Annotated in this window: 27 protein-coding genes and 1 riboswitch; of the genes, 21 read left to right on the forward strand and 6 right to left on the reverse strand. The window is 74.0% G+C overall.

Annotation, left to right across the window (positions count from 1 at the left end):
* Positions 1-9: 9 nt before the first annotated feature.
* From VGP36_18310 to VGP36_18330, 5 genes are all read left to right on the forward strand, one after another.
* Complete coding sequence (locus VGP36_18310; GenBank protein HEV7656672.1) at positions 10-522, forward strand: SigE family RNA polymerase sigma factor; 513 nt, start codon at positions 10-12, stop codon at positions 520-522.
* On the forward strand, positions 519-1,886 hold the full coding sequence (locus tag VGP36_18315; GenBank protein HEV7656673.1) for a hypothetical protein: 1,368 nt from the start codon (positions 519-521) through the stop codon (positions 1,884-1,886). Before VGP36_18310 ends, VGP36_18315 begins: the two co-directional genes overlap by 4 nt.
* A gap of 36 nt (positions 1,887-1,922) precedes the next feature.
* Positions 1,923-2,981 carry an FAD-dependent oxidoreductase gene (locus VGP36_18320; GenBank protein ID HEV7656674.1) on the forward strand — a complete coding sequence of 353 codons (1,059 nt, stop codon included), beginning with the start codon at positions 1,923-1,925 and terminating at the stop codon, positions 2,979-2,981.
* Positions 2,982-3,097: 116 nt separating this feature from the next.
* Positions 3,098-4,213, forward strand: a complete 1,116-nt coding sequence (locus VGP36_18325; GenBank protein HEV7656675.1) for a histidine kinase — start codon at positions 3,098-3,100, stop codon at positions 4,211-4,213.
* Positions 4,214-4,274: 61 nt separating this feature from the next.
* Positions 4,275-5,027, forward strand: a complete 753-nt coding sequence (locus tag VGP36_18330) for a LytTR family DNA-binding domain-containing protein (GenBank protein HEV7656676.1) — start codon at positions 4,275-4,277, stop codon at positions 5,025-5,027.
* A gap of 48 nt (positions 5,028-5,075) precedes the next feature.
* Here the strand turns inward: VGP36_18330 and VGP36_18335 are convergent, their stop codons facing one another.
* Positions 5,076-5,300 (reverse strand): hypothetical protein, encoded by a 225-nt coding sequence (locus VGP36_18335; protein ID HEV7656677.1) that lies wholly within the window; start codon positions 5,298-5,300, stop codon positions 5,076-5,078.
* Between the two features lie 219 nt (positions 5,301-5,519).
* Here VGP36_18335 and VGP36_18340 point away from each other — a divergent pair, with 219 nt between their 5' ends.
* The 7 genes from VGP36_18340 to VGP36_18370 all read left to right on the forward strand — a co-directional run bounded on the left by VGP36_18340 (position 5,520) and on the right by VGP36_18370 (position 11,308).
* Positions 5,520-5,669: a hypothetical protein gene (locus tag VGP36_18340; GenBank protein ID HEV7656678.1), complete on the forward strand. Its 150-nt coding sequence runs from the start codon at positions 5,520-5,522 to the stop codon at positions 5,667-5,669.
* 532 nt (positions 5,670-6,201) lie between these two features.
* The gene (locus VGP36_18345) at positions 6,202-6,906 is read left to right on the forward strand and encodes a hypothetical protein (protein ID HEV7656679.1); all 705 of its coding nucleotides are present in this window, start codon (positions 6,202-6,204) and stop codon (positions 6,904-6,906) included.
* 19 nt (positions 6,907-6,925) lie between these two features.
* Positions 6,926-7,318, forward strand: coding sequence for a hypothetical protein (locus VGP36_18350; GenBank protein HEV7656680.1), 393 nt, complete (start codon positions 6,926-6,928; stop codon positions 7,316-7,318).
* Complete coding sequence (locus VGP36_18355; GenBank protein HEV7656681.1) at positions 7,315-8,835, forward strand: cation acetate symporter; 1,521 nt, start codon at positions 7,315-7,317, stop codon at positions 8,833-8,835. The genes VGP36_18350 and VGP36_18355 overlap by 4 nt, the downstream gene beginning before the upstream one ends.
* Positions 8,836-8,975: 140 nt before the next feature.
* The gene (locus tag VGP36_18360; GenBank protein HEV7656682.1) at positions 8,976-9,323 is read left to right on the forward strand and encodes a DUF485 domain-containing protein; all 348 of its coding nucleotides are present in this window, start codon (positions 8,976-8,978) and stop codon (positions 9,321-9,323) included.
* The gene (locus VGP36_18365; GenBank protein HEV7656683.1) at positions 9,320-10,963 is read left to right on the forward strand and encodes a cation acetate symporter; all 1,644 of its coding nucleotides are present in this window, start codon (positions 9,320-9,322) and stop codon (positions 10,961-10,963) included. Before VGP36_18360 ends, VGP36_18365 begins: the two co-directional genes overlap by 4 nt.
* 129 nt (positions 10,964-11,092) lie before the next feature.
* Positions 11,093-11,308 carry a hypothetical protein gene (locus VGP36_18370; GenBank protein ID HEV7656684.1) on the forward strand — a complete coding sequence of 72 codons (216 nt, stop codon included), beginning with the start codon at positions 11,093-11,095 and terminating at the stop codon, positions 11,306-11,308.
* A gap of 194 nt (positions 11,309-11,502) precedes the next feature.
* On the opposite strand, the gene VGP36_18375 is transcribed toward VGP36_18370, so the two are convergent.
* Positions 11,503-12,537, reverse strand: a complete 1,035-nt coding sequence (locus tag VGP36_18375; GenBank protein HEV7656685.1) for a hypothetical protein — start codon at positions 12,535-12,537, stop codon at positions 11,503-11,505.
* 187 nt (positions 12,538-12,724) lie between these two features.
* On the opposite strand from VGP36_18375, the gene VGP36_18380 reads away from it, so the two are divergent.
* Positions 12,725-14,524 carry a cellulase family glycosylhydrolase gene (locus tag VGP36_18380; GenBank protein HEV7656686.1) on the forward strand — a complete coding sequence of 600 codons (1,800 nt, stop codon included), beginning with the start codon at positions 12,725-12,727 and terminating at the stop codon, positions 14,522-14,524.
* 38 nt (positions 14,525-14,562) lie between these two features.
* Positions 14,563-14,895, forward strand: a complete 333-nt coding sequence (locus VGP36_18385) for a rhodanese-like domain-containing protein (protein HEV7656687.1) — start codon at positions 14,563-14,565, stop codon at positions 14,893-14,895.
* On the opposite strand, the gene VGP36_18390 is transcribed toward VGP36_18385, so the two are convergent.
* Complete coding sequence (locus tag VGP36_18390; GenBank protein HEV7656688.1) at positions 14,892-16,613, reverse strand: RecQ family ATP-dependent DNA helicase; 1,722 nt, start codon at positions 16,611-16,613, stop codon at positions 14,892-14,894. The two genes, VGP36_18385 and VGP36_18390, sit on opposite strands and share 4 nt — an antisense overlap.
* Before the next feature lie 112 nt (positions 16,614-16,725).
* Positions 16,726-16,835: riboswitch (TPP riboswitch) on the forward strand.
* Here VGP36_18390 and VGP36_18395 point away from each other — a divergent pair.
* The 4 genes from VGP36_18395 to VGP36_18410 all read left to right on the forward strand — a co-directional run bounded on the left by VGP36_18395 (position 16,829) and on the right by VGP36_18410 (position 20,925).
* Complete coding sequence (locus tag VGP36_18395; protein ID HEV7656689.1) at positions 16,829-18,124, forward strand: cytosine permease; 1,296 nt, start codon at positions 16,829-16,831, stop codon at positions 18,122-18,124. (Overlaps the previous riboswitch by 7 nt.)
* Positions 18,125-18,143: 19 nt before the next feature.
* Entirely contained in the window at positions 18,144-18,659 is a 516-nt protein-coding gene (locus VGP36_18400; protein HEV7656690.1) for a hypothetical protein, read from the forward strand.
* Positions 18,656-19,783, forward strand: a complete 1,128-nt coding sequence (locus VGP36_18405; protein ID HEV7656691.1) for a winged helix DNA-binding domain-containing protein — start codon at positions 18,656-18,658, stop codon at positions 19,781-19,783. The genes VGP36_18400 and VGP36_18405 overlap by 4 nt, the downstream gene beginning before the upstream one ends.
* A 20-nt stretch (positions 19,784-19,803) precedes the next feature.
* A complete protein-coding gene (locus VGP36_18410) occupies positions 19,804-20,925 on the forward strand; it encodes an alkaline phosphatase family protein (protein HEV7656692.1) in 1,122 nt (373 codons plus the stop codon).
* A gap of 6 nt (positions 20,926-20,931) precedes the next feature.
* Here the strand turns inward: VGP36_18410 and VGP36_18415 are convergent, their stop codons facing one another.
* The gene (locus VGP36_18415) at positions 20,932-22,560 is read right to left on the reverse strand and encodes a long-chain fatty acid--CoA ligase (protein ID HEV7656693.1); all 1,629 of its coding nucleotides are present in this window, start codon (positions 22,558-22,560) and stop codon (positions 20,932-20,934) included.
* Positions 22,561-22,616: 56 nt separating this feature from the next.
* On the opposite strand from VGP36_18415, the gene VGP36_18420 reads away from it, so the two are divergent.
* Positions 22,617-23,225 carry a hypothetical protein gene (locus VGP36_18420; protein HEV7656694.1) on the forward strand — a complete coding sequence of 203 codons (609 nt, stop codon included), beginning with the start codon at positions 22,617-22,619 and terminating at the stop codon, positions 23,223-23,225.
* Here the strand turns inward: VGP36_18420 and VGP36_18425 are convergent.
* Positions 23,206-24,063 (reverse strand): oxidoreductase, encoded by an 858-nt coding sequence (locus VGP36_18425; protein ID HEV7656695.1) that lies wholly within the window; start codon positions 24,061-24,063, stop codon positions 23,206-23,208. The two genes, VGP36_18420 and VGP36_18425, sit on opposite strands and share 20 nt — an antisense overlap.
* A gap of 59 nt (positions 24,064-24,122) precedes the next feature.
* On the opposite strand from VGP36_18425, the gene VGP36_18430 reads away from it, so the two are divergent.
* A complete protein-coding gene (locus tag VGP36_18430; protein ID HEV7656696.1) occupies positions 24,123-24,803 on the forward strand; it encodes a hypothetical protein in 681 nt (226 codons plus the stop codon).
* Positions 24,804-24,812: 9 nt separating this feature from the next.
* Here VGP36_18430 and VGP36_18435 read toward each other — a convergent pair whose 3' ends face one another.
* Positions 24,813-25,994: a cytochrome P450 gene (locus tag VGP36_18435; GenBank protein ID HEV7656697.1), complete on the reverse strand. Its 1,182-nt coding sequence runs from the start codon at positions 25,992-25,994 to the stop codon at positions 24,813-24,815.
* A 17-nt stretch (positions 25,995-26,011) separates the two neighbouring features.
* Between VGP36_18435 and VGP36_18440 the strand changes: the two genes are divergently transcribed.
* The coding region (locus VGP36_18440; GenBank protein HEV7656698.1) for a glycerophosphodiester phosphodiesterase family protein at positions 26,012-26,314 on the forward strand (303 nt) is incomplete at its 3' end.

A 26,314-nucleotide genomic window follows, 5' to 3' on the forward strand; every position in this document is an offset into this window, starting at 1 on the left:
GGAGGGCGGATGGGCCGGGAGAACGACGAGGACTTCCGCGAGTTCGTCGCGACGCGGTCACCGGCGCTGTTGCGTACGGCGTACCTGCTGACCGGCGACCGCGGGCTGGCCGAGGACCTGGTGCAGAGCGCGCTGACCCGCGCGTACCGGCACTGGGCGCGGGTCCGCACCGCCGGCAGCCCCGAGGCGTACGTCCGGACGATCCTGCTCAACGAGCAGCGGCGGTGGTGGCGCAAGCCGAGCAGCCGCGAGGTGTTGGCCGGCGAGCTGCCCGAGCGGCCCGGGCGGGACGAGCCGGCCGCGGTCGACGAGCGGGACCGGCTCTGGCGGCCGCTGCAGCAGATGCCGCCGCGGACGAAGGCGATCCTGATCCTGCGCTACTGGGAGGACTTCTCCGAGATCGCGACCGCGGAGATCCTCGGCTGCTCGGTCGGCAGCGTGAAGAGCCAGGCCTCCCGCGGGCTCCGCCGCCTGCAGGCCCTCCTCGATCCGGCCAACGCGACCGAAGGAGGCGCACGGTGACCGACGACCTGACCCGAGCCGAGAACGCGCTCCGCGACCTGCTGACCGACCGCGCCGACGATGCGCCCAGCGTGCCCGGCCTCTACACCGCCGTCCGCCGCCGCAGCCGCCGCCGGACCACCGCCGGGGCTGTCGCGGCCGCGGCGGCCGTCGTGCTGGTCGCCGTGCCGGTCGTGGTCGCGGCCCGCCCCGACCGGGCCCCGGCCCCGGCGGCGACAGCGCCGACGCCGAGCGCGCGTCCGGGGGCAGCACCGTGCGTCCCGCCGTACGCGTCGATCAAGCCGGTGGCCGGACTGCGTGCGCCGGGCCCGGTGGCCGGGTCCCTCGGCCACGACCTGCCGATCGTGACCGCGGTCCTGCGGGCCGGCTGGAACGACCTGCTGGTTCGGACCGCGGTGCCCGGCGGCCGCCTGGACCCGGCCACCGCCCACGTACGGATGGTGCAGCGGACCGAGGACGGCCTGATCGTCGGCGACGTCGGGGCGACCCGGCCCGACGGCAAGGTCGGCTGGGATGTGGCCGTCGTCGGCACCGACGTGAACCGCCTCAAGGTCGACCACAACGCGTCGGTGTACGAGGGTTCCGGCGGCCGGGCCCTGCCCAACGGAGGGACCGCGTTCATCAACCAGATCACCGCCTGCGGCGTGACGTACGTCGTCGTCATGGCGCCGGCCGGCAGCACCGCCACGGCGACCTGGACCGCCGACGTCCGGGCGGACGGGACGCTGGTCGGCGGCTCAGCGCCGGTGCCGATGCGGGCCGACGGGTTCGCGGTGTTCCCGCCGCCGGTGCAGAACAGGGAGATCCGGGTGGCGGTGAGCAAGGACGGCCGGGAGATCTACAGCCTGAACGTGGGCACCCGGACGACGCAGCCGCGGCGGCCGAGCCACGAGGAGCTGGCCACGTCGCTGGAGCGCGCTCCGGGTGACGGGGACTGGCCGATCGCGGTGGAGCTGATCCAGCAGCAGTGGCACCTGGTGCCGGTCGACCAGTCCGACCCGCGGGTGCTCTGGAGCGGACGCACCGCCTCCGGCCACACGGTCGTGGTCGCGACCACCGCCCTGCCGTCGGGGGCCCGCTACGTCTGGGGCGCGGCCGAGTCCGCCACCCCGGGCCCGTTCTTCCCCTTCGACGGGCTGCTCGGGTCGGGGAAGCTGGACGACACCGCGCTGGTGATCCGGATGCGGGTCGCCGGCAACGCGACCGCGGTCGTGTTCACCGGCACCCATCGGGTCCACGCCGGCAGCCGGACGACCACCGCGACCGGGGGGCTGATCGTCGAGGGTGGCGGCCCGGTCGAGGTCGACGGTCTGCAGACCGTCGACGTGACCGACCTGCCGCACTTCCCGGGTCCCGCGCTCTGAGGGCTCAACCTCTGCCGCCGGTGCGGGCGTGTCACGGTGCACAGGACGGCGGAGGGGCTGGACGTGGATCCGAGCGCGGAGGACGAGTTCCGGGAGTTCGTGGTGGCGGTGACCGCGGTCTCGCCGAGGACCTCGGCCGCGGCGCACGGGTGCGGCAGGATCGGCGGGGTGCGGGTCGTGGTGGTGGGGGCGGGCGTGATCGGGCTGACCTGCGCGCACCGGCTGGTGCGCGCAGGTCACACGGTCGAGGTCTGGAGCCGGGACGCGATCCAGGACACGACCTCCGCCGTCGCGGCCGCGGTCTGGTACCCGTACCGGGCCTTTCCCGAGGACGCGGTGACCCGGTGGGCCGGCGCGACCTACGACATGCTCTCGATCCTGTCCGTACGGCCGGAGACCGGCGTCGCGCTGCTGCGCGGCCGGGAGCTGTTCCGCCAGCCGCAGCCGGACCCGTGGTGGATGGCCGCGGTGCCGCGGCTGGGCCGGGTCACCGACCTGCCGCCCGGCTACGCCGACGGGTACGAGTTCGCCGCGCCGGTCGTGCGGATGCCGGCCTACCTGCCCTGGTTGCTGGACGAGCTGGCCGCCGCCGGGGTGAGCTTCCGGGTCACCACGGTCACCGACCTGGCCGCTGTCCCGGCCGACGCGGTGGTCAACGCGACCGGCCTGGGCGCGCGCGAGCTGGCCGGCGACCCGGCGCTGACCGGCGTACGGGGTCAGGTGGTGCGGGTGGCGGACCCCGGGCTGGCCGGCTGGACGATCGACGAGGACCACCCCGACGGGATGGTGTACGTGGTGCCGCGCGGCACCGACGTCGTCTGCGGCGGCACCGCGGACGAGGGCGACGAGAGCACCGGACCCGACCCGGCCGTGGCCGGGAAGATCCTGGCCCGCTGCCGGGAGGTCGTCCCGGAGCTGCGCGACGCGCCTGTGCTCGGCCACGCGGTCGGGGTCCGCCCGGCCCGCCCGGCCGTACGGCTCGAGCGCGAGGGCGACGTCGTGCACTGCTACGGCCACGGCGGCGCCGGCGTCACCCTGTCCTGGGGCTGCGCGGACGAGGTCGTCCGGCTGGTCGGTCAGGGCGGTCACGTGTAGGTGTCGAGTATTGCCGGTCCATTGCCCGAAAGGGCGACGACGGCGACCATGCGGGTGTGCGTACGGCGTGGCTCGGCCTCGGGCTGCTGCTGGTGGTCGTGCTGACCGTGTGGGCGGTGGGCCGGGTCCGGTCGCGGCGGCGGTTCGCCACGTCCGCGGAGCGGGTCACGTTCGAGACGCTGCACACCGCCTCGCTGGCGGCCCCGCCGCTGCGGCTCGGGCTGAACGCGACCTCGGCCGGCAAGTCGGCCCGGCACCTGCGCTCGCTGCTCGGCACCCCGGCCGTCGCGATCTCCGACACCGAGCGCGCGCTGGTCTGGGAGGGCCCGGGCGACCACCACGCCGACCGGATCTGGACCGCGGCGTCCGAAGGCCCGCTGGCAAACGGGCGGCCGGTCGTGGTGCGGCCGGAGGAGCTGCTCTGCAACGACCCGATGTGCCTGGCCCGGGGCGCGGTCGTGGTGCCGATCGCGGTCGACGACCGGGTCGTCGGGACGCTGGCCGCGATCACCTCGACCGAGCCCGGACCGGGGCTGGTGCAGGCCGCGCTGGAGACCGCCCGCTGGGTGTCGACGCAGCTGGAGCTGGCCGAGCTGGACCGGTCCCGGGCCCGGCTGGTGCGGGCCGAGGTCCGCGCGCTGCGGGCCCAGATCAGCCCGCACTTCGTCTACAACGCGCTGACCACGATCGCGTCCTTCGTCCGTACGGACCCGGAGCGGGCGCGGGAGCTGCTGCTGGAGTTCGCCGACTTCACCCGCTACTCGTTCCGCTCGCACGGCGAGTTCACCACGCTGGCCGAGGAGCTGCGCTCGATCGACCGGTACCTGACCCTGGAGCGGGCCCGCTTCGGCGACCGGCTGCAGGTTCGGCTGCAGATCGCGCCGGAGGTGCTGCCGGTGGCGGTGCCGTTCCTCGGCGTGCAACCGCTGGTGGAGAACGCCGTCCGGCACGGGCTGGCCGCGAAGACCGGTGTCGGCACCGTCTCGATCGTGGCCGAGGACGCCGGGACCGCCTGCCTCATCAGCGTCGAGGACGACGGCGTCGGGATGGACCCCGAGGTGCTGCAGCGGCAGGCCGACGAGGGCGGGCACGTCGGCCTCGGCAACATCGACGACCGGCTGCGGTCGGTCTTCGGGGACGAGTTCGGCCTGGTGGTGGAGACCGCGCCCGGCGCGGGGACGAAGGTGAGCATGCGGATCCCGAAGTTCCACGCCGACGTGCGGGCGTCATGAGCGGGCGCGGCGCGCGGCGCGCGCGGACCGGGCTCGGCGCACAGCGCGCGGAGCGCAGGCGATGAGCGGGCCCCGGCGCCGGTTGCGGGTGCTCGCGGTGGACGACGAGCCGCCGGCGCTGGACGAGCTCGGCTACCTGCTGGACGCCGACCCGCGGGTCGACTCCGTGGTCCGGGCCGGCGACGCCGGCAGCGCGCTGCGCCTGCTGCGCGACGTCGACGCCGTCTTCCTCGACATCCGGATGCCGGGCATGGACGGGCTGGAGCTGGCCCGGGCGCTGCACCGGCATCCTGCGGCGCCGTCGATCGTGTTCGTCACCGCGCACGACGACCGGGCCGTGGACGCGTTCGACCTCGGCGCGGTCGACTACCTGCTCAAGCCGTTGCGGCCGGAGCGGCTGGCCGAGTCGCTGCGCCGGGTCGTCGCCGCCCGCTCGGCCGGGCCGGACCTGGACCGGGCCGAGTACGAGGAGGTGATCCCGGTCGAGCTGGCCGGGCGCACCACGATGCTGCCGCGGGCCGAGGTGCGCTGGGTCGAGGCGCAGGGCGACTACGCCCGGCTGCACACCGACGGGGCCTCGCACCTGATCCGGGTGCCGCTCTCGGTGCTGGCCGAGCGCTGGGCCGACGCCGGCTTCGTCCGCATCCACCGCTCGTACCTGGTCTCGCTGCGCGACGTCCGGGAGCTGCGGCTGACCGGATCCGGGTACGTCGTGCTCACCGGCGACCGCGAGCTGCCCGTCTCCCGCCGCCACACCCGCGAGCTCAAGGACCGCCTCATCCGAGCCACCAAAGCCGACTGGGCCCGCTCCTGATGGTCTGGGGCCGGACCGGCAGCACTTCGGATCGGCCCTTCCCGCACGTCAGCCGGCGGGAGGAGCGAGCAGGGTGGAGAGGAAGACGGCGAGGTGGTGTTCGCGGGCGGGGACCGGGAAGGCGTCGAGGGTGGCGTTGACGGGGGCCACCGTGTCGAGGGTGAGGCCGGTCTCGGTGAGCAGCCGGACCAGTCCGCCCTCGTCCACTGTGGACAGGTCCACTCCGGACAGATCGACGGCGGCGGCCGGGCCGGCCGCCCGGGCCGCGGCCACCGGATCGCAGCCCCGGGTGACCCGGCGACCGCGAGAAGTGTGGTGTCCGGGACGCCCCGCACCCGCAGGCCTTCCACAGTGGACACTCCCGCGGCCAGCGTCAGCGGCGCCGACCGGGCCGCCAGCTTGAGCGAGCGGTAGCCCTCGACGCCGACCTGACGCAGCACCGCCCAGGCCGCCGCCAGCGGACCGGCCGACGTCGCGCGCTGCAGGGTCGGGGTGAGCACCGGGTACCCGGGCCAGCCCGCGTACGCGAACCAGGCCGCCCGCCGCATCGCCGGGACGCCGACCGTGTCGGTCAGGAAGATCAGCAGCAGCAGCCCGGGCACCGCGCCGAAGATGCCGGTGCCGATCGAGCCGATCCGGTAGCCGAGCAGCCGGCCGCGCGTCGGCTCGTCGGCCACGAGCCGGACCTCAGCGGGCAGCGACCACCCGCGAACCGCAGAGAATAATCTGCAGGGCCTCCTGGAGCAGAACTTCGCCCGCGCCGCCGACTTCATCGAGCACGTCGAGCAGTGGTCGCCGGCCTGGCAGGACTCGGCCACGTTCTCCGACTTCACCGCCCGGCTCGACGCCGCCGGGCTCGAGCAGCCCAACGACGAGCTGATGGACGTCATCAACCGCTACCGGGACCGGCCCGCCGCCGAGGGTGCCGAGACCGTCGTGGTCCAGCTCCAGTCGTTCCCGAGAAAGGGAGGCCCGTCGTGACCCGCGACTTCCGGCTGCTGCTGGCCGGCCAGACCGTGAGCCGGCTCGGCACCTCGGCCAGCTCCGTGGCCGTACCGCTGGTCGCGGTGACCACGCTGCACGCGAGCGCCCTGCAGGTCAGCCCCCGGCGCTGGCGCCGGACCAGCTGCCGGCCGGCAACGCCCGGCTGCAGGGGGGCGCGTCCGCGGCCGGGGTGGCCGGCCCGGGCGTCGCCGCCCTGCTGGCCACCCTCGGGGGCGCCGTCACCGCGCTGGTCGCGGACGCCGCCAGCTACGTCGTCTCGGCCGGCTGCCTGCTGCGGATGCGGACCCGGGACCGGGTCGCGCCGGACCCGGGCCGGGAGTCGATGCTGGCCGCCGCCCGGACCGGGCTGCGGTTCACCGCCCGCGACCCCTACCTGCGGGTGCTGGCGAGCTACGGCGCCATGTCCAACCTGGCGCTCACCTCGTACCAGGCGATCCTGGTGGTGTTCCTGGTCCGGGAGGTCGGGCTGGGCTCGGGCATGGTCGGGCTGGTGCTGTACGAGTTCGGGGCCGGGGCCTGCGCGCTGCTGATGCCGCTGACCTCGGCCGGCTGGGGCGCGGCCTGGCTCGTCGCCGGCGACCCCGGGGTCGCCGCGGGGGTCGTGGCCGGCAACGTGATCAACTGCAGCTTCCGCCAGCGCTACTGCCCGCCCGCCCTGCTGGGCCGGGCCACCGCGAGCATGCGGGTGCTCAACTACGGCACGATGCCGCTGGCCGCGGTCCTCGGCGGCGCGCTGGCGACCACGATCGGGCTGCGCGCGACGATGTGGGCCGGGACCGCGGGCGTGCTGCTCGCCGCGACCGTCCTGCTGGTGGGCCCGGTGAAGACGCGCCGCGACCTGCCGGAGCACGAGCGGGTGCCGGAAACCGTCTGAGGATGGCAGTCTCGGCGACATGGACGGCACCGACGGCCCCGCGGACGAGCGGCCGCCGCCCCGCGTCCGGGTGGTGCTGGCCGGCGGCGCCCGGGCCCCCCGCCCGGACGCGGCCGCGCGGGAGATCGAGGACCAGACCCCGGTCGGTGAGGTCCTGGTCAAGGGGCTGATCCGGACCCAGCTGGCGCTGGCCGTCCGGCTCTCGCTGCTGGTCGTCGCGGTGTTCGGGATCCAGCCGTTGCTGTTCGCGCTCGCGCCGGGGGTGGACCGGATCCGGTTCGCCGGGCTGCCGCTGCCCTGGCTGCTGCTGGGCGTGCTGGCGTACCCGGTCGTGTTCGGCATCGCCTGGGCCTACGTCCGCGCAGCCGAACGCAACGAGAAGCACTTCGCGGAACTCGTCAGCCGCGAATGAGCCCGTATGCCGTGCCGGCGATCGTGGTGATCACGCTGGCGACGTTGGGGATCGGGGCCTTCGGCTACCGGATCTCCCGCAACACCAGCGACTTCCTCGTCGCGTCCCGGACGGTCAGCCCGCGGCTGAACGCCTCCGCGATCAGCGGCGAGTACCTGTCCGCGGCCAGCTTCCTCGGCGTCGCCGGGCTGATCATGGTCTACGGCGTCGACATGCTCTGGTATCCGGTCGGCTTCACCGCCGGCTACCTGGCCATGCTCCTGTACGTCGCGGCGCCGCTGCGCCGGTCCGGCGCGTACACGCTGCCGGACTTCGCCGAGGCCCGGCTGCGCTCGCCCGGGCTGCGGGTGCTGGCCACCGGCTTCGTGGTGCTCATCGGCTGGCTCTACCTGGTGCCGCAGCTGCAGGGCGCCGGGCTCACGCTGTCCACGGTCACCGGCGCCCCGGCCTGGGTCGGCGCGGTCGTGGTCGGCGTGGTGGTCACGGTCAACGTCGCGGTCGGCGGGATGCGCAGCATCACCTTCGTCCAGGCCTTCCAGTACTGGGTGAAGCTGACCGCGATCGCGTTCCCGGCGATGGTGCTGCTGATCGTCTGGCTGCACCGCGACGGCGCGCCCTCGCCGGCCGGGCAGGCGGGCCTGGTCCCGGACGGCGCCCGCTGGGTGATCCCGCTGACCGGGCTGCCGGGCGGGCACCCGCTGTTCTCGACGTACTCGCTGATCCTGGCGACGTTCCTGGGCACGATGGGGCTGCCGCACGTGCTGGTCCGCTTCTACACCAACCCGGACGGGCGGGCGGCCCGGAAGACCACGCTGGTCGTGCTCGGCATGCTCGGCGTCTTCTACCTGTTCCCGACGATCTACGGCGCGCTCGGCCGGGTGTACGCACCGCACCTGCTGCGGGACGGCAACGCGGACGCGGTCGTGCTGGTGCTGCCGGGCTCGGCGATCGGCGGCCTGCCCGGGCAGCTGCTCGGCGGGCTGGTCGCGGCCGGGGCGTTCGCCGCGTTCCTGTCCACCTCCAGCGGGCTGCTGGTCTCGGTGTCGGGGGTGCTGTCGACCGACGTGCTCGGCCGCTGGTCCGGCGGGCACGGCTCGGTGCGCGACTTCCGTCGCTCGGCGATGGTGGCCGGGGTGGTGCCGCTGCTGCTGGCGCTGCAGGCGGGCTCGCTCGGACTGTCCACTGTGGTCGGTCTGGCCTTCGCGGTGGCGGCCTCGACGTTCTGCCCCCTGCTGGTGCTGGGGATCTGGTGGACGCGGCTGACCGGGATCGGCGCCGGGGCCGGGCTGCTGGTCGGCGGCGGGCTCTCGCTCGGGGCGGTGCTGATGACCGTGCTCGGGCCGGATCTCGACGGCTGGCCTGGGGCGCTGCTGGCCCAGCCGGCGGCCTGGACGGTGCCGACGGCGTTCGGGGTGATGGTGCTGGTGTCGCTGGCGACGCAGAAGCGGGTGCCGGCCGACGTCGGCCGGACCATGGTCCAGCTGCACGCACCGGAGCGGCTGCGCCTCCAAGGGTGACCGGAGTGACAGCCGTCACTCGGCGCACGCCGTACGCCGCTCGGCGCACCCGCCGCGGCGCGGGCCCGCACCCGACCGGCCGCACTTCTACGGTCGCGCCAAGGAGAGCTGCCGTCGACGGCGACGCAGGAGGTGCCCTCATGACAAGCAGCGAGATTCAACGCACCGGAACCACCCCCACCACCGAGGCGTACACGCGGATGGACGCCGACCCGAGATTCGCCGAGCTGCGCCGTCGCTATCGGAGCTTCGTGTTCCCGATGACGATCGCGTTCCTGGCCTGGTATCTGCTCTACGTCCTGATGTCCGCGTTCGCCCGCGGCTTCATGGACAACAAGGTCGTGGGCAATCTCAACGTGGCCTTCTTCTTCGGGCTGCTGCAGTTCGTCTCGACGTTCGTCATCGCCTGGAGCTACTCGCGCTACGCGAACGCGAAGCTCGACCCGCTGTCCACCGAGCTGCACGACGAGCTGGGAGGCGCCCGGTGAACGACCCCGCGCTCGCGCTGAGCGAGGACGGCCAGCACACCCTGACCATCGGGCTGTTCGTGGTCTTCATCCTCATCACGCTCTACATCACGCTCTGGGCCAGCCGGCAGAACAAGACCGCCGCCGACTTCTACGCCGGCGGCCGCTCGTTCTCGGCCTTCCAGAACGGCCTGGCCATCGGCGGCGACTACATGTCGGCCGCCTCGTTCCTCGGCATCGCCGGGATCATCGCGCTGTTCGGCTACGACGGCTTCCTCTACTCCATCGGCTTCCTGGTCGCCTGGCTGGTCGCGCTGCTGCTGGTGGCCGAGCTGATGCGCAACTCCGGCCGCTACACGATGGGCGACGTGCTGGCGTTCCGGATGCGGCAGCGGCCGGTCCGGGTCGCGTCGGGCGTGTCCACGATCGTGGTCTCGATCTTCTACCTGATCGCGCAGATGGTCGGCGCGGGCGCGCTGGTCGCGCTGCTGCTGGGCATCGGCAAGGGCGAGACGTTCCTCGGCATGTCCGCCTCGACCGCGAAGAACGTCACCGTGGTCCTGGTCGGCGCGCTGATGATCGTGTACGTCATCGTCGGCGGCATGCGCGGCACGACCTGGGTGCAGATCGTCAAGGCCGGGCTGCTGATGGCCGGCGCGCTGCTGATGACGATCTTCGTGCTGGCCAAGTTCAACTTCAACATCTCCTCGCTGCTCGGGGCCGCGGCCGACAAGAGCGGCAAGGGCCAGTCCTTCCTGGAGCCCGGCCTGCGGTACGGCACCGGCGACTGGAAGTCCAAGCTCGATCTGATCAGCCTCGGGCTGGCTCTGGTGCTCGGCACCGCCGGCCTGCCCCACGTGCTGATGCGCTTCTACACGGTCCCCTCGGCCAAGGAGGCGCGGAGGTCGGTCAACTGGGCGATCGGGCTGATCGGCGTCTTCTACCTGTTCACCCTCGCGCTCGGGTTCGGTGCGGCGGCGCTGGTCGGCAGTTCGGTGATCCGGACGTCGAGCCCCAGCGGCAACACCGCGGCACCACAGCTGGCCGAAGAGCTCGGCGGCGGTGCCGGCTCCACGGGGGGCGCGATCTTCCTCGCGTTCATCGCCTCGGTCGCGTTCGCGACGATCCTCGCCGTGGTCGCCGGGCTCACGCTCGCGTCCTCGTCGTCGGTGGCGCACGACATCTACGCCAACGTCATCCGCAAGGGCGACGCCGACGAGGGTTCCGAGGTCCGGGTGGCCCGGATCTCCGCGGTGGTGATCGGCGCGGTGTCGATCGTGCTGTCGGTGTTCCTGCAGAACGTGAACGTCGCCGCGCTGGTCGCGCTGGCGTTCGCGCTGGCCGCGTCCGGGAACCTGCCGGCGATCCTCTACAGCCTGTTCTGGCGGAAGTTCAACACCCAGGGCGCGGCGTGGGCGATCTACGGCGGGCTCGGGGTGGCGCTGTTCCTGGTGATCTTCTCGCCGGTGGTCTCGGGGGCGCCGACCTCGATGATCAGCGACAAGGACTTCTCCTGGTTCCCGCTGGAGAACCCGGGTGTGATCTCGATCCCGCTCGGCTTCTTCTTCGGCTGGCTGGGCACGGTCCTGTCCAAGGAACGCGATGATGCGAAGTACGACGAGCTCGAGGTCCGGTCGCTGACCGGGGCCGGAGCGCACTAGGGCTTGTCGCTCGGCCCGTCTCGGCGGGTCGTCCGGAACGCGGCGTCGGTGGGCGGTCGGTCCCCCCACCGGCGCCGCTCCGCGTCCCGGGCCCGTTTCCGGTGCCGTCGGGCGGGTAGCCCGCAGCACATGAGCGAACGGACCTACGACAAGGAAGACGACGTCGACAGCGACGACCAGGTGGCGAACTCGCGCGCCACCGGCGGCGGCCCGGACACCGGCGGCGACGCCGAGTCGACCACCGGCACCGGCGACAGCGAGGAGTTCGTCGGCCGGACCGCCGGCCAGGACGAGGGGTACGCCGGCGAGACCGGCGCCGAGGCTCGCGCCGAAGCCGACCGCTGAGCCGTTCCCGGCTCAGTAGCCTGAGGCCTCCGACGGAGAGCCGGCGGCGCCCCGCTTCCGAGGCGTGCGCCGCCTCCGGTGATCGGGAGGTGTCCGGATGAGGGTCGAGGGTGCTTGCGCGCGCGTCGCCGGCGGCGACGGCGGCGGCGGCTGACCGACCGGGCCCGGCCGCAGCGCCGGGCCCGGACCACCCCTCAGGGGGCCATCGCCCACCAGAGGTCCCAGCTGTACTGCTCGGGCAGCGGGTCCGCGCTCTCCCAGCGGTAGCGCAGCGACCCGTCCGGGCCGGTCAGCCGCTTGAGTTCCCGGTTGTCGCGGTCGCGGACGAACACGTCGTCCCCGGCCTCGGGCGGGAAGTCGAAGTTCACCACCAGCCGGCCCAGCGTCGAACGCTCCGGGTCGCCGGCCCGGGCGGACGGCGTCCAGGTGAGCCGGTCGTGGCCGCTGTCGCGCAGCACGTCCCACAGCCCGGGCATCCGGTAGCGCACGTACCAGCTGGTGGGCCTGGTGATGCTCGGCCGGAAGACGAACATGCAGCGCAGCAGCCCGGGCTTCTCGGTCAGCGCGATCTGCCCGATCGCCGTCCGGTCGTCCTCCGAGCGGGTCACCAGCTCGATGTCGGCCAGCGTGACGCCGTCCGCGTCGAGCTGGGTCGGCGTGGTCAGCCGGCCCTGCAGGAACGGCAGCGCCGCGCCCCGGTCCGGCACCGTACGGCGGTGCTCGACGACCCGGTCGGCCTCGGTGTCGGTGCCGACCAGGTAGGTCAGCTCGACCTCGTCGGTGTACGGCGCCGGGTAGCCCAGCCACAGGTCGTGCAGCGCGGCCTGGGCCGCGGACCACCGCCCGCGCAGCGCCTGCAGCCCGGACAGCTCGGCCGCGGCGGCCGCGGCCCGCTCGGTCGCCCGGGCCACCTCCTCCCGGGCCTCGGACAGCTCCTGCTGGTGCCGGGTCTCGGCCAGCTGGGCCCACGCGCGCTGCCGGAGCCGGACCCAGGCGACCGCGAGCTGGCCGAGGAACAGCAGCACCGAGGCCGCGACCAGCCCGGCCAGCAGCCAGCGCCCGACGCCGTCGGTCCAGACCGCGAGGCCGGTCGAGATCGCGGCCAGCACGACGTTCGCGCCGACCGCGGTGGTCTTGAGGGTGGTCGCGAAGTCCTTCCAGCCGAGGCCGTCGACGGTCGGCTCGGCATCTGCCGGCTCGTCCGTCCGGCGTACGGCGGGTTCGGTCACCGATCCTCCGATCAGCGGTGTCTGACTACCAGAATAGATATGGTGTCACTTTCGGTGCTCGCGCAGCAGAACTCGTTCGGGTAACACCTCGGCGGCGGAACGGGGACGGACCGGGGTCGGTGGGGGACGTACGTCGCGTTCGGCCGAACGCCCGGTCCGGGTGCGCGGGCGGGCGCATGCTCAGCGGATGCGTACCTCTCCCCGCGTGGTCCGCACGGTCGTCACGCTGCTGGCGGCCGCGCTGGTGGCGGTCGGCCTCGCCGTCGCCCCGCCGGGCACGCCCCGGGCCGACGCGGCCGCGTCCGGCTACTGGCACACCGACGGCAGCCGGATCGTGGATCGGGCCGGCCGGCCGGTCCGGATCGCCGGGGTGAACTGGTTCGGCCTGGAGACGCCGAACTACGCGCCGCACGGGCTCTGGACCCGGGACTACCGCTCGATGCTCGACCAAATCCGGGCCACCGGCTACAACACGATCCGGCTGCCGTACAGCAGCCAGCTCTTCGACCGGGGCTCGACGCCGACCGGGATCGCCTTCGACGGCGGCAAGAACGCCGACCTGGCCGGGCTGACCGGGCTGCGGGTGATGGACAAGGTCGTCGCGTACGCCGGGAGCCTCGGGCTGCGGGTGATCCTGGACCGGCACCGGCCGGACTCCGGTGCGCAGTCGGAGCTCTGGTACACCCCGCAGTACCCGGAGTCCCGCTGGATCTCGGACTGGGTGATGCTGGCCCGGCGCTACGCGAACAACCCGACCGTGGTCGGCGGCGACCTGATGAACGAGCCGCACGGCACGGCCTGCTGGGGCTGCGGCGACCGGGCGCTGGACTGGCGGCTCGCGGCCGAGCGGGCCGGCAACGCGATCCTCGCGGCCGACCCGAGCTGGCTGATCCTGGTCGAGGGCGTGGAGAAGGTCGGCGCCGACTCGACCTGGTGGGGCGGCAACCTGTCCGCGGCCGGGCGCTACCCGGTCCGCCTCAGCGTGGCCCACCGGCTGGTCTACTCGCCGCACGACTACCCGGCCTCGACCTTCCCGCAGACCTGGTTCGCCGCGCCGGACTACCCGGCCAACCTGCCCGCGGTCTGGGACACGCACTGGGGCTACCTCGCCCGGGCGGGGACCGCGCCGCTGCTGCTGGGCGAGTTCGGCTCGAAGCTGGCGACCGAGTCGGACCGGCAGTGGCTGACCGCGCTGGTCTCGTACGTGGGGGCGCGGTCGGTGGGGTGGACGTTCTGGTCCTGGAACCCGGACTCGGGGGACACGCGCGGGATCCTGCAGGACGACTGGACCACGGTGGACACCGCCAAGGACGGGATGCTCGCCCCGATCAAGTCGCCGCTGGGCGGGACCGTGCCGGTCCCGGCGCCGACGGCCGGGTTGCCGACCACGCCGGCGCCGAGCCTCACCCCGGCGCCGAGCCTCACCCCGGCGCCGAGCCCCACCCCGGTCCCGACGGCCGCGTCCCCGACTCCGATTCCGATTCCGATTCCGACGGTGCCGCCGGTGACGATCCCGGCGCCTGCTCCGGTGCCGACGGGGCCCGGCCGGCCGGTGCGCCCGGGCGTCCTCGCCGCCCAGTACGCGAACGACAACGCCGCCGTGACCGCCCCGCAGGTCCAGCCCGGCCTGGCCGTACGGAACACCGGGACCGCGCCGCTGGACCTGAGCCGGGTCACCCTCCGGTACTGGTTCACCGACGGCGGCACCAGCTACGCGACGTACTGCGACTACGCCCGGATCGGGTGCGGGTCGGTGACGGAGCGGGTGGTGCTCGGCGGCCGTCCGTACCTGGAGGTCGGGTTCGGCTCGGGCCCGCTCGCGCCGGGCGGGTCGACCGGCGAGATCCAGACCCGGTTCAACCGGACCGACTGGTCGGCCCTCACCCAGACCGACGACTGGAGCTCCGGCCCGGCCGGCCCGTACGCGGACGCACCGCACGTCACCGCGTACGTCGACGGGACGAAGGTCTGGGGCAGCGAACCCTGACCGGTCCTACCGTGGGGGTGATGAGGCACCATCACCGGGTGCATCCCGGACACCTCCCCACCGTCGGCGCGACCGAGGTCCCCGACGGCGTGACCATCCTCGACGTACGCGAGGACGACGAGTGGGAGGCCGGGCACGTGGCCGGCTCCGCCCACGTCCCGCTCAGCGCGCTGCCCGCCCGCGCCGGGGACATCCCCGACGACGGGCCGCTGCTCGTGGTCTGCAAGGTCGGCGGCCGCTCGGCCCAGGTGACGGCCTGGCTGCGCGGCCAGGGCCGGGAGGCGACCAACCTGGCCGGCGGCCTGCAGGCCTGGGAAGCCGCCGGCCGCCCCCTCGTCACCGACACCGGCACCCCCGGCACGGTCCTCTAGGCCTTGCGGAGCAGGTGCTGGTCCTCGACCAGGCCGAGGGAGAGGGTCTTGTAGCCGGCCGAGTCGAAGAGGACGACGATCCGGTCGCCCTCCTCGTACGTCTGGACCGTGCCGCGGCCCCATTCCGGGTGCCGCACGTGCGAGCCGACGTCGAACGGGCGGTTGCCGGAGTCGACGGCCGCGCCGCTGTCGCAGTTGTCGCAGTGGAAGCAGCGCTGCGGGTGGGACTCGCCCAGCAGCTCCAGCACGATCCGGCGCCGGCAGTCGGTCGAGTCCGCGAACGTGCGGACCATCTCGACGGCGGACTTGGCGTACTCGCGGCGGACCTCGCGGCGGTCCTTGGCCGCGGCGGCGATGTCGGCCGCGGCGCGTTCCCGGCCCGTCCTGGTCGTGGACACCTTCCGGTCCGTGCCGGCGCGGATCACGCCGGCCGACTCCAGCTCGTTGACGATCGCGGTGACCCGGGCCGTGGACAGCCCGGTCGCGGCGGCGAGGTCCTTGCGGGAGATCGGCCCGTCGTCCTTGATGACCTGCAGCAGGCCCGCCATCTCCGGCACCGTCGGGCCGCCGCCGGAGGCGAAGAACTTCGGCAGCGACAGGTCGCCGGGCAGGTAGAACAACGCCGCCCGGGCGGGCAGCCCGTCCCGGCCGGCCCGCCCGATCTCCTGGTAGTACGCATCCAGCGTGTCCGGCGGCTCGGCGTGGAAGACGAACCGGACGTCCGGCTTGTCGACCCCCATCCCGAACGCGCTGGTCGCCACGATCACCTCGACGGCCCCGCTCATGAACGCGTCCTGGGCCGACTCGCGATCCTGGCGGGACAGCCCGCCGTGGTAGTGCACCGCGTCGACCCCGTTGTCCCGCAGCACCGCGGCCAGCTCCTCGGCGCCGCGGTGGGTGGCGGTGTAGACGATGCCGGGACCGCCCGGCGACACCCGGCCGGAGCCGGTCGGCAGGGTCGAGTGGTCAGAGCGGGTCCGGCCGTCGATCTCCTCGTGGTCCGGCTCGCCGTGCAGCGACAGCAGCACCTGCCGGATCAGCTCGTCCCGCTTCGCCCCCTCGGAGCCGACCAGGTCGACGCCGAGCCAGATGTTGGGCCGGTCGGCGTCGCGGACCACGATCTCGGGGTCGCGCATCCGCAGCCGGCGCACGATCTCGGCCCGCACCCGGGGCGAGGCGGTCGCGGTCAGCGCGAGCAGCCGGGGTGAGCCGAGCGCGCGGGCGACCGAGCCGAGGCCGAGGTAGTCCGGGCGGAAGTCGTGGCCCCACTCGCTGATGCAGTGCGCCTCGTCCACCACGAACAACGAGACGTGGGCCTTGGTCAGCGCGGCCAGGACCTCGTCGTTGGCCAGCTGCTCCGGCGCCAGCAGCAGGAACTCGATCTTCCCGGCGGCGAAGTCGGCCAGCGCGGCCTTCCGCTGCGCGGCCGGCAGGGTGTTGTTCAGCAGCGCGGCCGTCTCGTGGGCGCCCTCCAGCGCGCGCAGCTGGTCGTGCTGCAGCGCGATCGTGGGGGAGACCACCAGCGTGCCGCCGTCGATGAGCTTGGCCGCGACCGTGTAGATCAGCGTCTTGCCGGTGCCGGAGGCGAGCACGGCCAGGGTGTCGCGCTCCAGCACGGCCTCGATCGCCTCGGACTGCCCGGGCCGGAACGTCGTGCGCCGGAACCGGGACGTGCCGAGGACCTCGCGGACGGCCTTGCGTACGGCTGCGCTGCTCACGCCGCGGTCGCTACCCGGCGCCGCCCGGCCCGACACGCGCCCGGCTCCAGGCGGCGGCCGGGGGCGCGCATTCGGCGACCGGCGGCTCCCACGAGCGGGAGGGTACGGTGACCTCGCCACACACGGGAGCCCGGCGTACCGGGCTGAGAGGGCGGCAGCGGGCCGCCGACCGTCGGAACCTGTCCGGGTCATGCCGGCGTAGGGAGCGTGCTCACTTGGCCACCACCGCGGAAGCCCCTGCCACCCTCACCGAGGACCAGCCCCGCTCGCTCGGCTTCACCGACCAGCTCGGGCTCTGGGCCAACCTCGGGATCAGCCTGCTCATCCCGGTCACGGCGACGTTCCTGGTCGCGCCCGGGCAGTCGTTCCTGGCCACCGTCGTCGCGATCGTGGCCGGCACCGCGCTCGGCTGCCTGCTGCTGGCCGCGGTCGCCCGGGCCGGCGCGGTCACCGGGGCGCCGACGATGGTGCTGCTGCGCGGCCTGCTCGGCCGCTCGGGGTCGTACGCGCCGACCGTGCTGAACCTGCTGCAGTGCGTCGGCTGGGCCACGTACGAGATCTGGGTGATCTCGTTCGCCGCGCACGCCGTCTGGGCCGGCCTGCCCCGCTGGGTGTACGTGCTGATCGCCGGCGCGGTCGCCACCGGGATGGCGCTGCGGCCGCTGGGCTCGGTCCGGCTGCTCAAGCGGATCGCGGTCGTCGCGGTGCTGGCCTGCTCGGCGTACTTCCTGGTGGAGACGCTGCGGCGGCCGCTGGGCGGGTTCACCGAGGGCGGCTGGACCGGGTTCTGGACCTCGATGGACCTGGTCGTCGCGCTGCCGGTGTCCTGGATCCCGCTGGTCGCGGACTACTCGCGGTTCTCCAGGTCGCCACGGGCGGCCACGCTCGGCACCGGGATCGGGTACGCGGCCTCCAGCGCGGTCTTCTTCCTGCTCGGCGTGCTGGCCCTGCGGGCGTACTCCGACGCGTCGGCGGACGTGGTCGGCGCGCTGCTGGCCGTCCCGGCCGGGGCGATCGCGCTGGTCATCCTGGCGGTGGACGAGGTCGACGAGGCCTTCGCCAACATCTACTCGACCGCGACCTCCGCGCAGAACGTGCTGCCGCGGGCGGACCGGCGGCTGCTCGCGGTGCTGGTCGGCGGGCTCGCGACGGTGCTGGCGCTGGCGGTGGACGGCAGCGCGTACGAGCCGTTCCTGTTCCTCATCGGGGCCGTGTTCGTGCCGCTGGCCGCGACCGTGGTGATCGACTTCGCGCTCTCCCGCGGCCGGTACGACACCTCCGACGACGCGCCCGGGCGGTGGCTGATGCTGGTGCCGTGGGTGGCCGGCTTCGTCGCGTACCAGCTGACCGCGCCGACGGTGCTCTCGTCCTGGCCGGGCTGGGAGTCGTTCTGGCGGCACGGCCAGGACCTGCTGCACATCTCGCCGACCAACGGTTTCTCGGCCTCGATCGTCGCGCTCGCGGTCGCCGCGCTGCTCACCCCGGTGGCACGCCTAGGATCGCGCGGGTGAGCGTCCTCCCCGGCACGACATGACCCGCTGGCGGCAGGCGCCGTGGCCGGTGATCCTCGCCGTCTGCACGGTGCTGTTCGCCGTCCTGGCCCTGGCCTGGGACGGGCTCGCGAGCGCCGACTCCAGCGGGTTGCCGTACGCGGCCCCGATCTTCGGCGCGGCGATGACCTGGTGGTTCGTACGGCAGCGCAACCAGGAGCGGGAGCAGGCCGGGTTCGACGCCGACCAGCACGCCGACGCCGAGCGGGCCGTGCTGCGCGGCGAGCTGCCGCCGGATCCGGCCGCCTGGCCCGGCGCCCGGACGCTGCTGGCCCGGCAGCGCGAGCAACTGCAGCGTTACCGCTGGATCCCGCTGCTGTTCGGTCTGCTCGGCCTCGCGTTCCTCGGCCTCGGCATCAGCGGCGGCGCGCGGGCCGACTACGCCATCGCCGTGGTGATGCTCGGCATCGCCATCGCCGGGGCACTGTCGAGCGCGCGGCTGCGGGGCCGGCTGGACGCCGCCGAGAGCGCCCTGGACGCGGCCGAGCGCCCGTGACCTGGGCGCAGGCCCGGGCCCGGCGGCTGGACCGGCACTTCCTCACCGCTCCCGGCCCGTCGCCCGCGGACGTGGTCGCCGGCATGGTCGGCGCGCACGCCCAGATCCTGTCCGCCGGCGAGCTCTCCATCGGGCTGCGGCTGGTTGGTACGACCCGGCCGGACGTGCAGGCCGCGCTCTGGGAGACCCGCGAGCTGGTCAAGACGTTCGGCCCGCGCGGCACCGTGCACCTGCTGCCGACCCGGGACCTGGGCCGGTGGACCGGGGCGCTGAGCGCGGTGCCCCGGCCGTTGCCTTCCTTCGACCCGGCCGTCCGGCTGGCGCCCGAGCAGCTGGACGAGATCGTGGCCGGTATCCAGACCGTGCTCGCGGCCGCGGCGCTGACCATCGACGAGCTCACCGAGGCGCTGGCCGCCGAGGTCGGGCCCTGGGCGGTGGAGCGTTGCATGCCCGCGTTCCAGGAGCTCTGGCCGCGCTGGCGGCAGGCCGTCGACACGGCCGCGAACCGGGGCGCGCTCTGCTTCGGCCCGGACCGGGCCCGCAAGGTCACCTACACCTCGCCGCAGCGCTGGTCCCCGGGCCTGGTCCCGGTACCGGGACCCGACGCCCTGGCCTGGCTCGTCCGCTCCTACCTGCACTCGTACGGGCCGGCCCGGCCCGAGCACTTCGCCCGCTGGCTGAGCGCGCCGGCGGCGTGGGCGACGGGCCTGTTCCAGACGCTCGAGGGCGAGATCGAGCTGGCGGGCGAGCTCGGCTGGGTCGTCGCCGGCGACACCACGTTCCCTGACGCCCCACCGCGCGGCCTGCGCCTGCTGCCGTACTTCGACGCGTACGCGGTGGGCTCCCACCCACGTGAGCTCGTCTACCCGGGCCGCGCGGCCGGCCGGGCGCTGGCCCGCAGCCAGGCCGGCAACTTCCCGGTCCTGCTGCTCGGTGGCGTCGTCGGTGGCGTCTGGCACCAGAAGCGCGCCGGCCGGTACGTCGACGTCACCGTCGAGCCGCTGGACGAGCTGTCCGCCGCGCACCGGAAGGCGCTGGACGCGGAGGTCGAGCGGATCGGCGCCTTCCTCGGCCTGACCCCGCGGCTCACGATCGGCCCGATCACCGTCGGCGCGCACGCCTGAGGCGTGTCTAGGCTCCGGGCATGGATCCTGCCTACGGTGCCGGTGCGCTGTCGGACGTGACGCCGGGCGTGCTGACCGCCCTGGACGTCCCGGGCGGATCGGAGGTGCTGGGCCTGCCCGAGGCCCGGCACATCGTGCTGCTGCTGATCGACGGCATGGGCTGGAACCTGCTCCACACGTACGCCGAGGAGGCGCCGTTCCTGGCCGGGCTGGCCGGCCGGTCGATCACGGCCGGCTTCCCCTCGACCACCGCGACCAGCCTGGCCAGCGTCGGCACCGGCATGGCCCCGGGCGCGCACGGCGTGGTCGGGCTCGCCTTCGACGTCGGCGAGAACACCCCGATGAACGCGCTGGGCTGGACCGCCCAGGGCGACGGCCACGTCCGCGACCTCCGCGACCGGTTCCCGCCGGAGGACGTGCAGCCGCTGCCGACGACGTTCGAGCGGATGGCCGCGCACGGGGTGGCGGTCCGGGTGGTGCTGCCGGGCCAGTTCGTCGGCGGCGGGCTGACCCGGGCGGTGCTGCGCGGCGGCCAGCACTGGGGCGTGCGCGCCCTCGGCGACCTGGTCGCCGCGCTGACCGGCGAGCCCGAGTCGGACCGCACCTTCCGCTACGGCTACCACGGCGACCTCGACCTGATCGGGCACGTCTACGGCCCGGGCACCGACCCCTGGCGCTACCAGCTCGCCCAGGTCGACCGGCTGGTCGAGACGGTCGCCCGGCGGCTGCCGGCCGGCGGCCTGCTGCTCGTCACCGCCGACCACGGCATGGTCCAGGTCGGCGAGGCGGACCGCATCGATGCCGCCGGCCTGCTCGACGGGGTCCGGCTGCTGGCCGGCGAGCCCCGGGCCCGGCACGTGTACGCCGAACCCGGTGCCGAGGCCGACGTCCTCGCCACCTGGCGGGAGTCGCTCGGCACCCGAGCGACCGTGCTGACCCGGGACGAGGCGGTCGACGCGGGCTGGTTCGGCCATGTGCAGGACCGGATCGCGCCGCGGATCGGCGACATCGTCGCGGCCTGCACCGGCACCACCGCCATCACCCGGCCCGAGACCGAGCCGGTGCTGTCCGAGCTCACCGGCCAGCACGGCTCCCTGACCGAGGACGAGCTGCTGATCCCGCTGCTGACGTACTCGGCCTGAGGCGGCTCAGTCGATCGTCGGGAGCTGGTAGTCGGCGAAGCGGGAGCGCAGGTCCTTCTTGGAGAACTTGCCGACCGACGTCTTCGGTACCTCGTCGATGAACACGACGTCGTCCGGCAGCCACCACTTCGCCACCCGCGGCGTGAGGAACTCCAGCAGCTCCTCCTTGGTCGCGCTCGCACCCTCCTTGAGCACGACGGTCGCGAGCGGACGCTCCTGCCAGCGCGGGTGCGGCACGCCGATCACCGCGGCCTCGGCCACCGCCGGGTGCGCCATCAGGTGGTTCTCCAGCTCGACCGAGCTGATCCACTCGCCGCCGGACTTCACCAGGTCCTTGGTCCGGTCCGACAGCCGGATGTTGCCGTGCGCGTCCATCGCGCCGACGTCGCCCGTACGCAGCCAGCCGTCGCTGGTGAACGACTCCTCGGAGTGCTCGACCTTGTAGTAGTCGGCGGCGATCCAGGGGCCCCGGACCTGCAGCTCGCCGGTGGCCTTGTCGTCCCAGGGCAGCTCGGTGAGGGTGCCGGGCTCGACGATGCGGGCGTCCACGCCGACCGGGGCGATGCCCTGCCGGGACCGGACGTCCGCGGCCTCCTGCTCGCCCACCCCGTCGTACGCGCTGAAGTTGCCGTTGATCGAGCCGAGCGGGCTGGTCTCGGTCATGCCCCAGGCGTGCAGGATCGGCATCCCGAGCTTCTCCCGGTACGCCTCGGACAGCGCCTTGGGCACCGCAGACCCGCCACAGAGGACCGCCCGCAGCGAGGACAGGTCACGCCCGTCCAGCTCCGGCAGCATGCCCATCCAGATCGTGGGCACGCCGGCGGTCATCGTGACGTGCTCCTCCTCGAGCATCGCGGCGATCGCGGCCGGCGTCATCTGCGGCCCCGGCAGCACCAGCTCGGTGCCGGCGAACAGCGGCGCGTGCCCCCAGCCCCAGGCGTTCGCGTGGAACATCGGCACCACCGGCAGGGCCCGGTCGCGCTCCATCATCCCGATCCCGGCGGCCGCGTTGAGCACGCCGAGCGAATGCAGGTAGATCGAGCGGTGCGAGTAGACGACGCCCTTCGGGTTGCCGGTGGTGCCGGACGTGTAGCACATCGACGCGGCCGCGTTCTCGTCCTCGGCCGCGAACCTCACCGGCGGAGCGTCCGCGAGCAGCTCGTCCAGCAGGCGGATGCGCGGGTCGGCCGGGATCTCGCACGGCGCCCCGTCGTCCATCACCACGATGTGCCGGACCGATTCGAAGGTGCCGGCCAGCTTCCAGAACGCCGGCAGCAGCGACCGGTCCACGAACACCACGTCGTCCTCGGCGTGGTTGACCACGAACGTCAGCTGCTCCGGGAACAGCCGGATGTTCAGCGTGTGCAGGATCCGGCCGGAACAGGGCGCGGCCCAGTAGAGCGCGAGGTGGTCGGCGGTGTTCCAGGCGAACGTTCCGACCCGGGCGTCGGCCGGGACCCCGAGCGCGTCCAGCACGCCGCCGAAGCGGCGGGCCCGGTCGGTCCACTCGGCGATCGAGGTGCGCTTGCGCTCGGTGACCGTGCTCCAGACCAGCTGCTTGTCGCCGTGCAGCTTCTCGAACCGGTCGAAGACGTACGGCAAGGTGAGCGGGTAGTCCTGCATCAAGCCCTGCACGGCAGGCCTCCTCGCGAGCGTCCGGTCTGTCTTGTGAAGCCTGCCACAATCGGCTGATGGCCGACGAGATCAGCGGGGGCGACCGGCCGCCGCGCCGGGGCCGTACGGTGCTGTTCGTCCTCATCGGGGTGATCGTCGCGGTCGCGGCGGTGACCTCGCTGCGGCGCGGGGTCGACCCGCCGGCGCTCCCGCGGGCCTCGAACGGGCCGTCGCAGCTGCCCGCGCCGCCGGGCGTCATCCTGCCGCCGACGCCGGTGCTCGCGCTCGGCGACGTGTGCCGGCCGGTGACGCCGTCGAGCCCGGTCTCGCTGGCCGTCTCGTTCACCCTGCGCAACAACAGCGCCAAGCCGGTCCGGCTCACCGCGGTGTCGCCGAACCGGCCCGAGGCCGGGCTGAAGGAGCGCGGGTACACGATCCGGTCCGGCTCGTGCCCGCCGACCGGGACGCTGCTGACCGACAACCGGCTCGGCCGGGCCCGGCCGGTCGTGGTCCGGCCGGCCTCGTTCGTCGTCGCCACGCTCTACTTCGAGCTGCCGGACGAGTGCCCCACGCCGTACCCGGTCCAGGCGGTGGTCAGCGAGCAGGCCGACGCGGCCGCCCCCACGATCGACACCGACTACACCCTGCTCTCGGACCTCGGCGGCGTCAGCTTCCCGAACTGCTGAGCTCGGTCAGGTCCTCCTCGGCGAGGGTCAGCCCGGCGGCGGCGACGTTCTGCTCGACGTGGGCCGGGTCGCCGCTGCCCGGGATGACCAGGACGTTGGGCGAGCGCTGCAGCAGCCAGGCCAGGCCGACCTGGTGGGGGCCGACCTCGTGCCGCTTCGCCACCGCCGCCAGCCCCTCGGCCGCGAACGGCGAGAAGCCGCCGCCGAGCGGGAAGAACGGGACGTACGCGATGCCCTGCTCGGCGCAGCTGTCCAACAGCGCGTCGTCGGCCCGGTTGCCCAGGCTGTACATGTTCTGCACGCAGACCACCGGTGCGATCGCCTGCGCCTCGGCCAGCTGGGCGGCGTCCACGTTGCTCACCCCGAGGTGCCGGATCAGTCCCTGCTCCCGCATCGCGGCCAGCACGGCGAACTTGTCGCCGATCGGTTCGCCGGTGGTCATCACGCGCAGGTTGACCACGTCGAGGCGGTCCACGCCGAGGTGCTCCAGGTTCTCCAGCACGCCGGAGCGGATCTCCTCCGGGCTCAGCGCCGGCAGCCACTGCCCGGCGTCGTCGCGCCGGCCGCCGATCTTCGTCACCAGCACGAGGTCGTCCGGGTACGGCGCCAGCGTCTCCTTGATCAGCTCGTTGACCAGGTACGGCCCGTAGTAGTCGCTGGTGTCGACGTGCCGTACGCCGAGCTCGAGTGCGGTGCGCAGCGCCCGCTGCGACTTCTCCTTGTCCGCCGGCGGGCCGAACGCGTTCTTCCCGCCGAGCTGCATCGCGCCGAACCCCATCCGGGCCACCTCGAGGTCCCCGCCGAGTGCCCACGTTCCTGCTGCTGTCGCCGTCGTCATGGTTGCCACGGTGCCCGCCGGAGCCCGGCCGGGCGCGGGTCTGGCAGCAAGGTGCCACCATGGAATGCGTGACGGCGGCGATGGACAACGCGATCGAGGTCCGCGGCGAGGCCGAGCTGCGGCTGCGGGCGGCGCCGATCTTCGCCGCGGCCCGGTTCGAGATGTCCTGCGCCGCGCCCGACCTGCGGACCTGGGCCGTGCTGCACGTCTCCGACGCGGCCGCGCCGGCTGTCCCGTCCTGGGTGCCGAAGGTCGCCGGCGGCTTCCGCTCCCGCAAGCTCTACCGGCCGCAGGTGCTGGTCGACCCGCGGGCGGCCGAGCACGTCCACCAGCTCGAGGCGTACGGCGCGACGATCCGGATCACCACCGCCGACCTGCACGAGACGATGATCGTGGACCGGCGGTTCGTGATCATGGCCGGCGACCCGGACGAGCGGCCGCGCCGCTACCGCGTGGTCAGCGCGCCGGAGGTCGTGCGGAGCGTCAGCGCGTTGTTCGACGCGGCCTGGCGGGCGGCCACCGACCGGGCCGTGTACGAGACGTCGCTGGGCGGGCTGCGCGACCTGGCCCCGAGCCTGCTCGACGCGCTCGCGTCCGGGTCGAAGGACGAGGCCGCGGCGCGGGCGCTGGGGATGTCGCTGCGGACCTACCGGCGGCGGGTGGCGGAGCTGATGGCGGCGGTCGGGGCGACGTCCCGCTTCCAGGCCGGCCTCCGCGCCCGCGAGCTCGGCCTGGTCTGAGCGGGTCGCCTAGATCGTCACCGGGAGTGTGGCGAAGCCGCGGTGGGTGAAGGTCGGGTGCCGGACCGGCTCGCCCGCGAGCGCCAGCCCGGGCAGGTCGGTGAGCATCGTGGCCAGCGAGGCCTGCAGCTCGACCCGGGCCAGCGGGGCGCCCAGGCAGAAGTGGATGCCGGCGCCGAAGCCCAGGTGCGGGTTGGGGGAGCGGGTCAGGTCCAGCCGGTCCGGGTCGGCGAACACGGCCGGGTCCCGGTTGGCCGCGCCCAGCAGCGCGGCGATCTTCTGCCCGGGCTCGACCGTCACCGCGCCGATCGGGACCGGCTGGGTCGCGGTGCGCTCGAAGAGCTGCAGCGGGGAGTCGTACCGGATCAGCTCCTCGACCGCGGACGGGACCAGCTCCGGGGTCAGCCGGGCCCGCTCGGCCGGGTGGGTCAGCAGCGCGTACGCCCCGTTGCCGACGACGTTGACGCTGGCCTCGTGCCCGGCCATCTGGAGCAGGACCGCGGTCGCGACCAGCTCGTCCTCCGACAGCCGGGCGCCGTCGGCGTCCCGGGTCGCGATGAGGTCGGAGAGCAGGTCGTCGCCGGGGGTGCGGCGGCGGAAGGCGACCAGCTCCCGGACGTACGCGACGTACTCGGAGGCGGCGGTCTCGGCGGCCTGCCGGGTCGCCGCCGAGGGGGAGGCCTCGTAGAGCTTGACGATCGCGTTGGACCACGGCCGCAGCAGCCCGCGGTCGGAGTCCGGGACGCCGAGCAGCGTCGCGATGACCGCGACCGGGAGCGGCTCGGCGTACAGCGGGAGGAGGTCGACGGCGGAGCCGTCCGCGCCGGCGTCCCGGACGTCCCGGGCCAGGCCGCGGGCGATGTCGGTGACCCGGTCCCGCAGCCGCTCGACCTGGCGGCGGCCGAAGCCGGCCGCGACCAGCCGGCGCAGCCGGGTGTGCGTCGGCGGCTCGTTCTCCAGCAGCGAGTGCTCGTGCAGCAGCGTGTAGTCCGGCAGCGGCTCGTCCGGCCAGCGCAGGCTCCAGAGCCGGCCGAGCCCGCGATGCCGCAGCACGGTGTCGGCCTCGGCGTGCCCGTACGTCACCCATTCGCCCAGCGCCGGACTCCAGGAGACGGGAGCGGCTGCGCGCCGCTCGGCGAAGAATGGGTACGGGTCGGCGATGATCGAGGGCACGGTCGGGTCGAACTCCACGACCGAACGGTAGGGGGATGCGGGAGCAGCCGCTGGTCGTCGCGCACCGCGGGTCGTCGTCCGCGCTGGCCGAGCACACGCTCGGGGCCTACATACGGGCGCTCCACGAGGGTGCCGGGGCGCTGGAGTGCGACGTCCGGCTGACCCGCGACGGGCACCTCATCTGCGTCCACGACCGCAAGGTCGACCGTACGTCGGACGGCCGCGGGGTCGTCAGTGATCTGGAACTGCACGCGCTGCAGGAACTGGACTTCGCGTCGCGGCATCGCGAACTTCCGAACTCGGCCGACGAGCTCATCGGCGACTCGCCCTACTTCGCG

This window comes from Mycobacteriales bacterium, from assembly GCA_035995165.1.
Lineage (GTDB): Bacteria > Actinomycetota > Actinomycetes > Mycobacteriales > CADCTP01 > CADCTP01.